We start from the raw sequence: 14,717 nt of genomic DNA, 5'->3' as shown, positions 1-14,717 counted from the left end.
GAAACAGTTCTCGGTTAAATCAGAACAGTTATCTTTCATTTTTAAAAGAATCAACTAAAAAAAATCTCATATAAAAAAGAAATCGGTACAGTTGCATTGTTTCCCTTGATAAATGAACGTAAAATGAAAATGAAATAACATATATTCAGGAGGTGTTCTATGAACAAGCAACTATATCGGCTACCTTTAATGTTATCTATTATCCCTTTTGTCTACCTATCTCTTTGGCTGGACACATATTTTCAATCTGTACTGGGCTTTTTCTTTTCACTGGTTTTAGCCGTTTTACTGGGCTTTTATTTCAAAGCTTCAGGTCAACTACGACTGTGGGTTTTAGGCAATATCGTCAGTACCTTGATTTCGCTTGTCTTACAACATCAGCATCCTGAATGGCATTTTTACTACCAGCCCTTCAATCCTTCTTGGTTAGTTTTGGGGCTCTCCTTATTGTATCTAATCCCGCAGCTGTTCGGCATCTTTTGGGCCGCATTCTTGAACATCAGGATCTCCAAAGACGATCGAAAAATCAGTGTTCATAAAAACGGCCGCTGATTGTTGCAATCATAGGAAAAACCGGACCCAATCAGACTATAGGAGCTGTGATAATAGTTGGGTCACCAGCCAACAAACCGAAGAACACCAAACATGAGATTCCAAAAGCCGACGATCTTCCATTAAATCATTGGAAGATCGTCGGCTTTTCATTGCTAAAAATTTCAACTGTAGGCTTTCCTAGATTTCATCAAGCCAAGTCAAGTCAGCGCCCTTCACTTTTTTTCTTTACAGGAATGGCAGTGTTCTCTCTTTGGACTAAGGCATCAAGAATGTCACAAATTTTCCTCATCCGTATCCTTTTCATTGTAGTTAAACATACGCTGTTTAGTACTTGGAAATTACTTAAGTCACACTTCCCATAGCCTGTATCACGGTTAGTAGTGATTGTATTTGGAAATAATCCGCCACTATCTGATTGACCTTTTTAGTACGATAGGGCTATAATAGCCCTATCGTACTAAAACCATTATACGATAGGCTATAGATATATTTAGGAGGTATTTTCAATGGAAAAATACAAATCATCATTAGAATCTAGCAGTAAAATATGGACACGAGATTTTATACTTATTGCGATAATAAACATGGCTATATTTACCGGGTTCAACATGATAAGTATAGCCATGCCCTTGTACGTCACTTCCTTGGGAGGAGCAGACTTCCTAACCGGACTTGTTACTACTTTTGCTACTGCTTCTGCTTTGATCATCAGAGCCTTTACTGGCATACTCTTAGACAAATTCGGATTTAAAGCAATACTTATATCTGGTATCGGAATAATGGCGGCCAGCACAATTGCTTATGCTGTTTTCCCTATTGTGGGTGTGATTTTAGCAATCCGTTTATTACATGGAATTGGTTGGGGACTTAGCTCAACATCAACATCAACCATTGCCTCAGATGTCATCCCAAAAAAGCGATTTGCTGAAGGCATCGGCTATTTCGCCCTTACCTCTTCTCTTGCGGTAGCCGTAGCACCGGCTCTTGCTATTGCAATTGTTCAAAATATTGGAATGTTACCTGTAATTATCATTGCTAGTGGATGTACCATTTTAGCAATATTCCTATCATTCTATGAACATTACCCAAAACAAACCAAAGTCGCTCATAAGCAAAAATTCAGCTTTACTAATATGTTTGACAGAAAAGCCTTGCTGCCATCTGGTCTTATGCTTCTTGTTAACTGTGCATTTGGATCAGTAACAACTTTTATTGCTCTTCATGGACAAGCTCAAGGTGTTCAAAATATTTCTCTCTATTTTACAGTATATGCTATTGTTACAATTATCAGCAGACCAGTTGTTGGAAAAGTTATTGATAAAGTAGGATTTTACTTACCATCTATATTATCTTTATTAGGAGTCGTAATGACGCTGATTATTATTTCTCTCTCTACAAATATTACTATGTTTTGTCTCGCGGGAATTTTTGGAGGCCTGGGGATTGGTACAATTATGGGGACGCTTCAAACAATGGCGGTCTCTTCTGTGTCAACAGAAAGACGAGGTGTAGCCACATCGACTTTCTTGTTTGGAGTAGACGCTGGTATTGCTTTGGGAGCCGTAATTTCTGGAGCACTTGCGGGGGCTTTTGGATATAGTATAATGTTTTTATTAATGTCTGTATTTCCAGCTATCGCTTTGTTAATAGTTCTTTTATTTGGAAAAACTAAAATAGCAGACTATTCAACTAAATAAAAACAGAGGTAAATATATGAGAAATGATACTCGAAAAGAAATATTAGGTGTAGCAAAGAAGCTTTTTAACGAACGTGGGTACAATAACGTTTCAACAAGAGACATAGCTAATGTGCTTAATATCAGCAAAGGAAATCTTACTTATTACTTCAAGAAGAAAGAAGACATAATAGAAGCACTCCTTACTGAAACACCTAATACACGAGTGAAAAATGCACCGAAAACTCTAGAAGAACTAAATTTTTTCTTTGAGGATATGCAAAAAACTGTGCAGGAAAATGCTTTTTATTTTTGGCATTACACACAATTTGCAGAAATATCATCAACTATTCAAAATATGCAGTTTGAAACGCTCAATGAAAATCAGTCTTTGTTGGAGAAAACAATCCTTGTATTAAATGAAGCTGGTCTAGTAAAAGAAGAACAGTACATCGGAGAATATAATCGTCTGATAGATACACTTTTACTCTCATGCATATATTGGGTTCAGTTTGGACTTCTCAAAAAGACCACAGAAGATAACTTTCTAATACAAGCCTGGAGTATAATGTATCCTTTCTTAAGTGCTGATGGAATAGAAGCTTTAAACGATATAATAAATCCCGAATGGTTTAGTAAATAGAATAATTACTGAAGAGTTTAAAATCAAAAACAGAAGATATGATTTCCATACACACTTTTACTGTGAAGTTTAAGTGTGTATTTTTTATGACTTTAGTCAATTTCGGGCGTAAAGCTTGCGAAAAAAGCCAACTGGGCATTTCTATACGTGGATGAAATAGCTTTGGCTATAAAAAATCCTTTCGAAATACTAGTAAGTGGCGACCAACCGCTCATCGTATCGAAAGGAGTTTTTTCATGTAAATGACGATAAAAGTCAGCAGACACTTGTTGGATTTGTAAGTATCATACTATATGTAATCATAGTGAATAAAGAGTAAACGGATGAAGAATTTTGTGACAATCATTGTGTCTTAATCTAAAGAGAGAACATGACCACACAGGGAAAGAGAGAAAACGAATGACGCTGATTTTCCTTCATGAAATCTAGAAAAGTCTATGTTTGGAATTTTTAGCAATGAAAAGCTGACGATCATCCAATGATTTTAATGGAAGATCGTCAGCTTTTCGTTGCGTCTCACGTTTGACCGTATACGTTTCAGAGGAGGGTGACTCAACTATTGTCACAGCAGCTCCTAGGTTACTTATCAAACTTCTTTTAAATGGATCTTTTTGATAATCAGCTTATCAAACATCGTCGTCTGATTATCCTGTTCACCAATCACTTCTGCTACCACATTTTTACCTTCGTGTTTCTTTCTTAGCTGATAGACGATTTTGCCGGTCTGTTTCAATTCATTCACCATATCCACGACCCCGCCAAAACCGGTCTTTCGAGTAATAAATCCTAAAGCCACCATTCGTTCATCCAGGTTTTTCGCTGAAACAGTTGAGCCGGTGATCAATGCTTCTCTCATGACATTCAAAAAGTCGTCTAGTCCGTCGACTGTTTCAATCTGAGTTTCTTCTGGCTCTGGTCGATTGTGGAGTTCTTGCAGGAGGTTCTCATATTGTTCCTGTGTCAGCATGACCCCTGCGACCTTTTCGCGATTAAAAACATAGACGGCGGTTCCCGCTTGACGAGCCTGATCAAAAACATCCATCGGTGATTTTTTAACTTCAGTGATCGACGTTGTGGGCACTTCCAACTTTTTCAGTTCCATTCTGGTCACTCCTAATATGTCTGCAGATACCGAAATACACAGGTATCCGGCTCAAGTGCGATCCTTTCTTTAAAAGGCCGCGGTCTTATTCAACGTTCACATTATATCATAAACCGACCTTTTCACCACAGCCAACTGAGAAAAATCTCACGGCTAAAAAGAACGCTTGTCTGCTTCCTTAAAGTTGATATGGCTTATAGAAACCCCAAAAATGGAACTGTCCGCCTCTCTTCTACTTTCTGATTTCTCAGTGTCACTGACAGCTTAAGTTACTTTTCTTATAATACTGTAGTCAGTCACAGCTCAGAAAGACAGCTATTTTTTTATCTTCAAAGTCAACGCATTGATGGCAACAATGATGGTACTCAATGACATCAAAATCGCGCCGACAGCCGGATTCAAGATAATTCCAATAGGGGCCAAAATACCTGCGGCTAACGGAATGGCGAAGATATTGTAGCCGGCTCCCCACCAGAGATTTTGGATCATTTTTCTGCGGGTCTGTTTTGCTAAATCGAGAAAGTGCAGAATGTCTTCCGGATTGGAATTCGTCAACACCACATCAGCTGAATCAATGGCAACATCTGTACCGGCACCAATCGCGATTCCAATCGTGGCACGAGCCAAGCTAGGTGCGTCATTGATTCCATCGCCAACCATAGCCACGCGGTTGCCTTCTTTGGTCAGCTTGGCAACAATGGCTTCTTTTCCGTCTGGGAGGAGTTCAGCATAAAAGTTATCCAAGCCCAGATATTTTGCAACAGCTTCTGCGGCGTGCTGATTATCCCCAGTTAACATCACCGGCTCGATACCACGCGTTTTAAGAGCTGCGATAAACGTCTTAGCTTCCGGTTTAATCTGGTCCCCTAAGGCAATCAAAGCTGCCAGCTGATCATCTACCAGAAGATAGCTGATAGTGTTTCCCTGTTCTTGATAGCTCGCTGCTTTTTTTGCAGGAACGGTTATTGACAAACGCGTCAGTTCCTTTTCATTGATGATCTTTAGCTGATGCCCGTCTGCTTCACCAGAAAGACCGACACCGGCGATATTTTTCACATTGGAGCCGGCAGCGGGGGGTATTTTTTGCTCTTCCAAATATTTCATAATCCCAGTAGCGATTGGGTGGTTTGCTGAAGACTCCAAAGCACCAATCCAAGACAACAGCGTTTGATCTTTTTCAGTGGTAGAAAAATTTTCGAATCCGGTCACGGCAAAGGTTCCGGCCGTCAATGTTCCGGTTTTATCCAATAACACCATATCCAAGTCATGGGCATTTTCCAAAGCATTGCGGTTTTTCAGCAGCAAGCCATTTTTAGCAGCGATCGAAGTGGAGCGAGCAATCACCAATGGAATCGCCAATCCCAGCGCATGGGGACAAGCAATTACAAATACCGTCACCATACGATCCATCGCAGTTGGCAAATCCCCGACAATCAGCCAGACAACAAAAGCTGTAATCCCGGCTGCAAGGGCAACATAAAAGAGCCATTTTGCAACTTTATCCGCCAATCCCTCCAACTTAGACTTTTCTGATTGGGCACGGCGGACCATTTCCATCACTTTTGCCAAATAGCCGTTTTCACCAGTGCCTGTCACTTTGATTCGAATCGTGCCATTGCCGTTCACCGAGCCGCCAATGACGTTATCGCCCACCTGCTTTTTGACCCCACGGGATTCGCCGGTCACAGCAGATTCGTCTACGGTACTTTCACCGTCTTCGATGACACCATCCGTTGGCATTTTGTCGCCGGCACGGACGATTAGACGATCCCCCTCATTAACAGCTTGCAAGGAAATTTTTTCTTCCCCGCCATCAGCAGTGATGCGCGTCACGCTATCCGGCAACAATTCCGCCAGTTTTTGTACCGCATTGCTGGCATTAGAAATGGCATTCATCTCCACCCAATGCCCTAAAAGCATAATGACAATCAGTGTCGCCAATTCCCAGAAAAAGTCCATGACGTGCTCGCCATGAAGAAAATGGTTAGCAATAAAAGCATAGATACTGTAAACGTACGAAACGGAAATCCCCATTGCAACCAGCGTCATCATGGCAGGACTCTTTTGTTTCAACTCCATCTTGGCACCACTCAAAAACGGCTGCCCTCCATAGAAGAAGAGGACTGTCGCCAAGATCAAAACAATCCAATCCGAACCTGGGAAGGTAAATTGAAATGGCAGTTTAATTCCCATCATCGGAGACAATACAATAATCGGAATCGCCAGCACCAGGGAAAGCCAAAACTTCTGCTTAAAGTTTCCCATATGCATGGAATGATCCATCCCCCCCATGTCGTGGCCCATGTGACTCATATCATGGCCCATCATTTGATGATCCATCCCACTCATATCTTGATGATTCATCTGACTGTGATCCATTTCACTCATATCTTGGTGATTCATTTGATTGTGATCCATCTGACTATGATCCATCTGACTATGATCCATCTTGGACATCTCTTGATGGTTCATTTGAGAATCCCGTGAGTCATTTCCTAATGGATTTTGTTTTTTACTATCGGACATTTTATTCACACCCTTCATTTAGATAACTTCCTTTATCCAATCGTATCATTTAAGTAAAAAAAATTCATTTTGTGAGCATTTCTCCCACAAAATGAATTTTTCAACATCAAAGTTTCTTGCGATTCAAGCTGAGAGAATTCAACAATACGCTGACTGAACTGAAAGCCATTGCACCACCCGCAACAATCGGATTCAAAAAGCCTAACGCGGCAAAAGGAATACCAATGGTGTTGTAGATAAAGGCCCAGAACAAGTTCTGTTTGATTTTACGAATCGTCGCCTGCGACAGCTCGATCATCTTGCCAACATAAGTCAAATCACTGTGAATCAAGGTAACATCCGCGGTTTCCATGGCGATATCCGTGCCATTTCCCATAGCAATTCCGATATCCGCCAGAGCCAAGGCAGGTGCATCATTGATTCCATCCCCCACCATGCCGACGACTTCACCTTTTGCTTTCAACAGTGCCACTTTTTCCGATTTGTCTTCAGGTAGAACTTCCGCAAAAATATGGCCTGTTGGAATTCCTACTTGTTTGCCAATATATTGCGCTGCTTTGGCATTGTCACCGGTCAACATGTAGACTGCAACACCGGACTGCTGCAACTGAGCAATAGCTGCTTTTGAGGTCTCTTTAATCTGATCAGCAACAGCAATGGCCCCCAAGACACTGTGCTCATCCGCTAAAAGCATCAGTGTTTTGCCTTCTTCTGCCCAACGACTGATTGCCCCATCATAAGCTGAAATTTCTGCAGCATCTTTCACAAAATTCCGTGTACCTAAGCGATAGTTCACACCTGCAACCTGTCCAGTGATCCCAAAACCAGGAACTGCCGCAAAATTGCCGACTTCTTGTAAAGCGGTCCCCTGTTCCTCAGCATACGCGATAATCGCCTGTGCCAATGGGTGCTCTGACTGATTTTCCAAGCTGGCAATTACTCCCAGAAGATGGGGATCACTCAGCTGTAAATCAGTCACGACTGGTTTTCCGACAGTGATGGTACCGGTTTTATCCAAAATGACACTGGAAATATGTGAAGCCGTCTCCAGCGCCTGACCACCTTTGATCAGGATACCGTTTTTGGCACCAAGCCCAGTCCCTACCATGATGGCTGTGGGAGTAGCCAATCCAAGGGCACAAGGACAAGCAATAACCAAAACTGCCACACTGTGAATCAATGCCACCTGCCAATTCCCGACAATCAAACCGGTAGCTATCAGTGTCACAAGAGCTGCAATCAACACTACTGGTACAAAAATTCCGGAAATCTTGTCGGCAATTTGTTGGATAGGAGCTTTTGATCCTTGCGCATCCTCTACCATGCGAATAATCCGGGCCAGCACGGTTTCGTTACCGACCTTCAGCGCCTTGATCTTGATTGTACCCGTTGTATTTACCGTACCGCCGAAAATCGTATCACCGACACTTTTTTCAACAGGTAAGCTCTCTCCTGTCAGCATACTTTCGTCGACAGATGTTCGACCATCAAGAATCGCAGCATCTACTGGAATTTGTTCTCCGGGCCGCACGAGTAGCTGCATGCCAACGGTAACTTGTTCTAATGGCAGCTCAACACTGCTGCCATCCGCCTGCAAAACGCTGGCAGTTTTTGCCTGGAGCCCCATCAATTGCTTGATTGCATTAGAAGTTTTCGTCTTAGCCAAAGTCTCCAAGTATTTTCCCAACAGAATCAAAGTAATAATCATGCCGCTGGATTCAAAATAAAGTTCATGGGGTTTACCAGCAAAAAAGCCATTGTAGACACTCAACAGATAGGCCGCCGTGGTCCCCATTGCCACTAGCACATCCATGTTTGGTGCTTTGGTTTTAATCGCGTGATAGGCACCCTTATAAAAGCGCATCCCCACCACAAACTGAATCGGTGTCACCAACACCAGCTGTACCCATGGTTCATGAAAGAACATAACCAGTGGCTGATGAACACCTGCCATCATCAGCAGCATAGCAATCATCAATGGAGCTACCAAAATAGCACTGACAATCAAATCCCGCTTCATATTCCGTAAATGGCGGGCTTTTTCTTCTGCCACTTGCTTCTGATGGTTTTCATCGTCCAAGATGGCCCCATAGCCGATTTGCTCCACACAAGCAATCAGCTCCTCAGCCGTCAAATCGGTATAAGAAACAGTTGCTTTTTCTGTCGCCAGATTGACATTCGCAGAAAGAACCCCCGGCTGTTGATTCAGTTCCTTTTCTACACGGGCTGAACAGTTGGCGCAAGTCATGCCGGTAATCACAAAGCTCTGTGTTTGCGTTTCTTCACCTGCTGTCTGTGCCTGAGTCATCAGATCACCTCAGCAGGATAGCCGGCTTCTGTGACTTTTGTCGCGATTTGAGCTGCAGAAACCTGGCTATCATCAAATTTGACGACGCCGTTTTCTTTTTTTAAATTGATTTTCACTTTTTGGATTCCCGGCAATTCATTGATGCCGTTTTCTACTCGAGCTACACAGTGTTGGCAGCTCATGCCTTTGATTGAAAATGTTTGTTTCATAATAAATTCCTCCATTTTATGATTATGATTTCATATTCGAGCTTGTTGTTTGGTGTTCCCGACACTCACATTGTCCTGGAACACAGTTGCAGTGGATCACGGCTGCCGGTGTTTTTTCAGCCAACGCTTCTTGGATCATTGCGATGTCTGCTGCCGTAAGTTCTGCTTCTTGGACCAAGTCGGCGATCGTCATACCGACTTTTTTCGCACAGATGTGGGCGAAGAGATTTTCAGTGGCACTTTTCATCGTTGCTTCTTCCCCGACTGTTGGAAAATAAATGTACTTCTTCCCACAAGGCTCAGTGCGGACCGCATCTTTTTTCACTAAGCGTCCCAAAAGCGTTTTGACTGTTGCCAGCTTCCAATCCATCGTTTGTCCCAGAATATCAGCGATTTGCTGGGCATCTGCTTGACCCAATGTCCACAAGACTCGCATCACTTCCCACTCTGAATCCGAGATTTTCACTGCCTCAACTGTCGTATCGATCGTCTTTTCCATGTCGCACCCCCTTTGTTTACAAACGTAATCGCTCCTTACACAAATGAGCTTACACTTGTAATCGATAAAGGTCAATAAAAAAAGAGCAGAAAAATAAAATTTTTTTCTGCTCCCTCTGAGAATCATCAGAATTTCAATTTAAACCGGCTTTCAGCCAAGAAAGGTTTACCCGGCTCCAACAAGATACTGCCAAATTGTGGGTAAGCTTCTGTCCCAGGGATGGACTGGGGTTCGATAGCCACAGCCGCATGTTGTGACATCACCCCATTCTTAAAGGCCAGGCCGGCTTCGGCATCACGAGTTGTATAAATGACAACTGCAGGTTCTGTCGTTTGTAATTCCAGCGCAATCTTGCCATCCGGTGCCGTCAACGTCAAAACAACACCGTCATTGTCATCAAAAACAAATGAGTCATCCAACAAGGTCTCCCCGATTTTTCTACCAGCCAAAAAGTCAAATTTTGTGTCAGCTACTGCTAATAGATTTCCTGTCGTTGTCACATCCTCATTGGTCTCCCCCACTTTGGAAGCGCGGATCTGCAAGGTATGCTCATCGATCGTATTTTCTGGGCTGCCGGTTAGATTGTAATAGCCATGGTTCGTCGGATTGAAGATGGTTGGCTTGTCCGTCTCTGCTTCAAATGTGAAGCGGTAGTCGTTTTCATCTGTCAAACGATAAGTGGCTTTCACTTTGACATTTCCAGGAAAACCGTGGGCCCCATCTGGATCAGTGAAAGTAAATACCACGCCCGCTTCCCCTGCTTCTTGAAATGGCGTAGCGTCAAATGTTTGCTTGTCATAACCTGCCAAGCCACCATGTAATGTATTGCCGGATTGACTGTCCTCGGTATGATAGGTTTCGCCATTCAGCTGAAAAGATGCGCCCGCCACTCGACCGGCGATTGGTCCAATCGTTGCATTGTAATAGGGATTTTCTTGATAACCTGCCAAATCTTTCGGGCCCACCAAGATATCGATTTCTTTGCCTTCTACCGGTACAATCAAATCCAATGCCCGGGCTCCGAAGGGACTAAGAGCCAATTTAATACCGTTTTTGTTTTCTACCAGATAATAATCTTGATAGGCATCATTGTGTAATGCTCGAACTGTTGCCATCTGTAGTTCCCACCTTTTTTCAATTATTGTAAGTCCTTACACTCATTTTCCAGTATAAGGCCTGCAAGAATAGTCGTCAAAGTTTTTTTAGTGATATTTACTTAATAATTTACTTGATTCCTTGTCTTAATCGAAGTCGCCATGGTTATTTATTGTTATGAACAGCACAAAAAAACTCTCTGCCATTAACAGAGAGTTTGCAACTGGGGTAGCTGGATTCGAACCAACGCATGAGGGAGTCAAAGTCCCTTGCCTTACCGCTTGGCTATACCCCAATAAATGGTGGAGGAGAGTGGATTCGAACCACTGAACCCGAAGGAACGGATTTACAGTCCGTCGCGTTTAGCCTCTTCGCTACTCCTCCATCTGAGCCGGTCGCATGTGTTATCTCAACCCGACTTCATTATGATACTAAAAACCTTTTTTGATTGCAAGTGTAAATTTCAATTTTTTTACAAGAAAGTCATTTTTTTATTCAAATAATTCCTTTGAGGTTCAATCATGCAGATTATGCTGCATCAAAATCGCTTCTACCGCCAACTCGACAGTCTTGTAAGCCCCCAAGTCCTCTTCTCCCAAGAACGCTTCATGCTCTTTAGGTCCTACTGTCATTACTTCACCGATCATTTTTTTGCCAATCAATAGTTGATTGACGGTATAGTCGGTACCTTTAATGGTGCGCTTGGTCTCTTCCACCCGCACTTCGATATCTTTGTTTTTCTTAGACATGGTCTTCACCTCGTACTGATAATCTGATAACCTCGCGACTTAATCGGCTATTGCCATTGATTCCGCCTAACTAGCTTACCACAGCCATCAAAAAAAAGCACGAGAATAACGCAACCAGGCCTTTCACTTGCAGAAAAACTTCATTGCGACTTTTTTTAAGGATTAGCCTTACATTTTTTGGTAAAGCTTTGGTAGCCGATAAGATTGAAAATAATCTAGAATTATCTTTTCGTGGCACGCAATTTCTAACGGTAGCTTTTCAAATGTAAACCAGTGAGCGGCATCCGTTTCTGAAGTTTCCTGCACTAGCTGTATATCGCCGGCATTTCCATAATAACTAATCACGACGTTGGAGCATTGATCCCCATTAGGATACCTATAGAAAAAGTCCGGTCCACCAAAAACTTGTACCAGCTCCAGACTATCTTCTTTCAATTGAACTCCTGTTTCTTCGCGTAATTCACGTATCGCAGCACTACGAGGATCTTCATTGATTTCAATCGAGCCCACAGGTAATCCCCAATAGTTATTGTCTTTGCGATGAATCAACAGCACCTCTTTTTGAGAATTGACAAGAATCACCGAGACACCGGCAGTCACTACCACTCGATTGCCAATCACTTTGCGCAGTTCCATCAAATAACCCATCTGCTTTTTTCCTCCTCAAATCTCACTGATCACTTTCTCGGCAAATAACATAACTAGCTGCCAGACTACACGATCTGATACTTCTGATAAAATTGCTTCATGGCTGTCGTAATCTGTGCCTGTGTCACAGGAAAATTCAAGTCCTGACAGACCAACTCAAAAGAAAGGCACATGCAAAACTTGGTGTAGCAGAGATTAAAGTCGTTTTCTCTGGATTCAACGGCTGCCTGCAACACCTGTAGCCACTCCCCAGATTCCACATCTGTCAGTTGTCCACTGGTTAAAAGTGCAAGATAGGGTTTGACCATTCGATCCTCTTCACCAAACAGAAAATCCTCGACTTCCACCAATCCTCGTTTAAGTCCCTTCAATACCCCGACAATATCTTGTTTTTCAAATGCTGGAGACAATACCGCAGCTTGTAACAAATCGGCCCCATGAGCAAACGAATGAGCCCAACCATACTCAGAAACAAACCCGCGATTATCCTTTTCCTGTTGATAATAAAGAATGGCAGCCTCAATGATTTGCCGCTGTTCGGATGCATCTGGCCATCCATCTCGTTTTCGAAAGCGTAAAACCACTGCCAAAAAGAGACTGGTAAAGCTTCGAATAAACACGCCGTTGCCCTTCCTTTGATCAATGTCAGTGAACAACAGCTCATCATTCAAAACCTGAGCCAAAAGTTCCTTCCGAAGCGAAAGTGGGATTCGTCTTTCTTCAAACAAGCGACACCAGCCACTGTAAATGCCTTCGTCCCGAAGATCAGGATCTAAATCCCCGATATGAGACAGCATCCACTCTCCCCACTCTTTTGACAACATCTGATTGCTCGCTAAAAATTCTTTGAAACTGATGAGGTTCATATACGTACCCTCCTTCTGTGATCATTGTTGTTCTTACGAAAAATTCTCTTTCGCTTTCCTCAAAATTCCCGTCGTTTACGCTTTTCTTTACTGCTTTTCTTTACTGCTTTTCGCTATTCCGTTGGCAGTCGTTTCTTTTTACGCCACAGCTTGAGGATCTCTGTGGTTGAATGATTTTGATAAGAATGATAAAGGTGCTGTTTGGGATCTAACACTTTTAAGAGGCGCGCCAAATTTTCTGAGGCTTGCTTACTGATAGCCAGCATGTCATATCCCCCATCTGTTTTCCCATAGAAAAGCCCCGGTAAGTTTCCCTGTTTGAGTCTTGCCTCAAAGAAAGGAGCAATGACCAACACATCCATCGCTGAAAACGGCACGCCAATCAGTTTGCTTGTCTCGAGCCAGTCCACTGCTGTCGTTCGCCACAAACCGCTCTCAGTCATAAACAAATAGATGCCATTATCGTAGTCGAAAAGTTTTTGATAGCTGTGGGTCGCTTTTTTTGTCACTGCCTTGTCACTGGATAAATTACTGCTCACGCCCACTGGTACTGCTAGCAAAACTGTCTGCCACAAAATCTTTTCCGGCAAAAGTTTGGTGGCAATGGGTTCAAAAATTTCAGTTGCCAGAAAATCTTGCTGCTCTTGAGTAGGTGCCTGATCTCGACATAAAATTTTCCCGCTGTCTGCAACCAGCTCTTCTGTTTTCAAGTTGTTCAATGCCATGATACGTTCCTCCTGTAGCTGCAGCAGCTCGTCTAGAGAAAAGTCATAGAGCATCGCTAACTCTTTTAGCATTCCAACATCCGGTAAACTCTTATCCAGCTCCCATTTTGAAATACTTTGGCGAGAAATTCGCAGCTTTTCTGCAACCTCTAGTTGTGACCAGCCTCTTTGCTGCCGCAATGATTTTAGACGACTTCCTATCGTCAGCATCAGACTACCTCCTTTCGATGACAGATACCAAAAAATTCGTCGCACCAATTTGCTGCGCCAGCTTTTGTTGCCGCAACAGAGAGGTGCAGCCCTTGCTGATTGTCGGTTTTTCCTCAGCAGACACCCCGCAGGCGACGATTTTCTCCAGTTTAACTTATTGAGTTTACTCTTATTGTAGCAATCTTTTGTCGGGCACGAAACAAAAAACAGAAGCCTTCATTTTTTCGAAGTCTTCTGTCGTTTCCTTCAATATTTTAACCTCAGCCTTTGGTCAATACTACATCAATCACCAAATACCCGGCACCAGTGAGTAATTCCCGAATCTTTTCGGTATTGCGAGATTCGACTTGAATCTCGACAATGGTGGTCAGTTCCATGCGATTAACAACAATTGTCAATATGCTCAGATCATTGTCAGAAAGCAGCCGGGCAATATCTGCCAAAATTCCCTTGTGATCTTCAGTAATCTGTAGGCTGACACGAGCTCCGCCATCATTGTAGCCGGTGATTTTGAGAAAAGCATCAAAAATATCGTTATTGGTAATCATCCCCACCAACTGATCTTTCTCCAGCACAGGCAGAACCCCTACATTATTTTGACGCATGCGATAAATCGCATCTTCCAAAAGATCATCCGGTGCAATTGTTAGCACCTTTTTTTCCATAACGTCAGCCACCGTTGTTTTGTTTAGCAAATAGTTGGCTTCATAGACACTCAGGCTGGTCGCTTTTGAGGGCATGGCTTCTGCGATGATCCCCTCTGTAATCAACCCGACTAACTTATCGTTTTTCAAAACTGGCAGCCGGTGGATGTCGTTTTTTTTCATCAGATCTACCGCATCGAAAATCGGTGTTGTGGGACTGACGGCGATCACATTTTTAGTCATAAAATCACGTACGCTCATG

14 protein-coding genes and 2 tRNA genes are annotated in these 14,717 nt (G+C 42.8%); 3 read left to right on the top strand and 13 right to left on the bottom strand.

The features are described 5' to 3' along the window. The first annotated feature begins 159 nt into the window (after positions 1-159). The 3 genes from ACOMA8_RS09045 to ACOMA8_RS09035 all read left to right on the top strand — a co-directional run bounded on the left by ACOMA8_RS09045 (position 160) and on the right by ACOMA8_RS09035 (position 2,874). Positions 160-552: a hypothetical protein gene (locus ACOMA8_RS09045; protein WP_161900153.1), complete on the top strand. Its 393-nt coding sequence runs from the start codon at positions 160-162 to the stop codon at positions 550-552. Between the two features lie 509 nt (positions 553-1,061). Continuing rightward, entirely contained in the window at positions 1,062-2,252 is a 1,191-nt protein-coding gene (locus tag ACOMA8_RS09040; protein WP_421370170.1) for an MFS transporter, read from the top strand. A 16-nt stretch (positions 2,253-2,268) separates the two neighbouring features. Continuing rightward, on the top strand, positions 2,269-2,874 hold the full coding sequence (locus ACOMA8_RS09035) for a TetR/AcrR family transcriptional regulator (RefSeq protein ID WP_421370168.1): 606 nt from the start codon (positions 2,269-2,271) through the stop codon (positions 2,872-2,874). Positions 2,875-3,460: 586 nt separating this feature from the next. Here ACOMA8_RS09035 and ACOMA8_RS09030 read toward each other — a convergent pair. The 13 genes from ACOMA8_RS09030 to ACOMA8_RS08970 all read right to left on the bottom strand — a co-directional run bounded on the left by ACOMA8_RS09030 (position 3,461) and on the right by ACOMA8_RS08970 (position 14,716). Continuing rightward, a complete protein-coding gene (locus ACOMA8_RS09030; RefSeq protein ID WP_161900156.1) occupies positions 3,461-3,976 on the bottom strand; it encodes a type II toxin-antitoxin system Phd/YefM family antitoxin in 516 nt (171 codons plus the stop codon). Positions 3,977-4,291: 315 nt separating this feature from the next. Next, a complete protein-coding gene (locus ACOMA8_RS09025; RefSeq protein WP_421370166.1) occupies positions 4,292-6,520 on the bottom strand; it encodes a heavy metal translocating P-type ATPase in 2,229 nt (742 codons plus the stop codon). A gap of 88 nt (positions 6,521-6,608) precedes the next feature. Further along, positions 6,609-8,810, bottom strand: coding sequence for a heavy metal translocating P-type ATPase (locus ACOMA8_RS09020; protein WP_421370164.1), 2,202 nt, complete (start codon positions 8,808-8,810; stop codon positions 6,609-6,611). After that, positions 8,810-9,019, bottom strand: coding sequence for a copper chaperone CopZ (gene copZ / locus ACOMA8_RS09015; protein ID WP_161900158.1), 210 nt, complete (start codon positions 9,017-9,019; stop codon positions 8,810-8,812). Before copZ ends, ACOMA8_RS09020 begins: the two co-directional genes overlap by 1 nt. 22 nt (positions 9,020-9,041) lie before the next feature. Beyond that, positions 9,042-9,518: a CopY/TcrY family copper transport repressor gene (locus ACOMA8_RS09010; RefSeq protein WP_421370162.1), complete on the bottom strand. Its 477-nt coding sequence runs from the start codon at positions 9,516-9,518 to the stop codon at positions 9,042-9,044. A 125-nt stretch (positions 9,519-9,643) separates the two neighbouring features. Beyond that, positions 9,644-10,633: an aldose epimerase family protein gene (locus tag ACOMA8_RS09005; RefSeq protein ID WP_421370160.1), complete on the bottom strand. Its 990-nt coding sequence runs from the start codon at positions 10,631-10,633 to the stop codon at positions 9,644-9,646. A 203-nt stretch (positions 10,634-10,836) separates the two neighbouring features. Next, a tRNA-Gln gene (locus tag ACOMA8_RS09000) sits at positions 10,837-10,908 on the bottom strand. Between the two features lie 5 nt (positions 10,909-10,913). Continuing rightward, positions 10,914-10,997: transfer RNA gene (locus tag ACOMA8_RS08995), tRNA-Tyr, on the bottom strand. A gap of 131 nt (positions 10,998-11,128) precedes the next feature. Continuing rightward, the gene (locus ACOMA8_RS08990; RefSeq protein WP_161900161.1) at positions 11,129-11,362 is read right to left on the bottom strand and encodes a DUF2969 domain-containing protein; all 234 of its coding nucleotides are present in this window, start codon (positions 11,360-11,362) and stop codon (positions 11,129-11,131) included. A 168-nt stretch (positions 11,363-11,530) separates the two neighbouring features. After that, the gene (locus tag ACOMA8_RS08985; protein ID WP_421370158.1) at positions 11,531-12,010 is read right to left on the bottom strand and encodes an NUDIX domain-containing protein; all 480 of its coding nucleotides are present in this window, start codon (positions 12,008-12,010) and stop codon (positions 11,531-11,533) included. Between the two features lie 65 nt (positions 12,011-12,075). Then, on the bottom strand, positions 12,076-12,876 hold the full coding sequence (locus ACOMA8_RS08980; RefSeq protein ID WP_421370156.1) for a DUF2785 domain-containing protein: 801 nt from the start codon (positions 12,874-12,876) through the stop codon (positions 12,076-12,078). 113 nt (positions 12,877-12,989) lie between these two features. Beyond that, positions 12,990-13,811, bottom strand: a complete 822-nt coding sequence (locus ACOMA8_RS08975; protein ID WP_421370154.1) for a helix-turn-helix domain-containing protein — start codon at positions 13,809-13,811, stop codon at positions 12,990-12,992. Between the two features lie 260 nt (positions 13,812-14,071). Continuing rightward, positions 14,072-14,716, bottom strand: coding sequence for a CBS domain-containing protein (locus ACOMA8_RS08970; protein WP_421370152.1), 645 nt, complete (start codon positions 14,714-14,716; stop codon positions 14,072-14,074). Position 14,717: the final 1 nt, after the last annotated feature.

The organism is Enterococcus infantis (assembly GCF_049166715.1).
In the GTDB taxonomy this organism is placed as follows: domain Bacteria; phylum Bacillota; class Bacilli; order Lactobacillales; family Enterococcaceae; genus Enterococcus_C; species Enterococcus_C leclercqii.
This window is presented reverse-complemented; position numbering and strand designations above follow the sequence as displayed.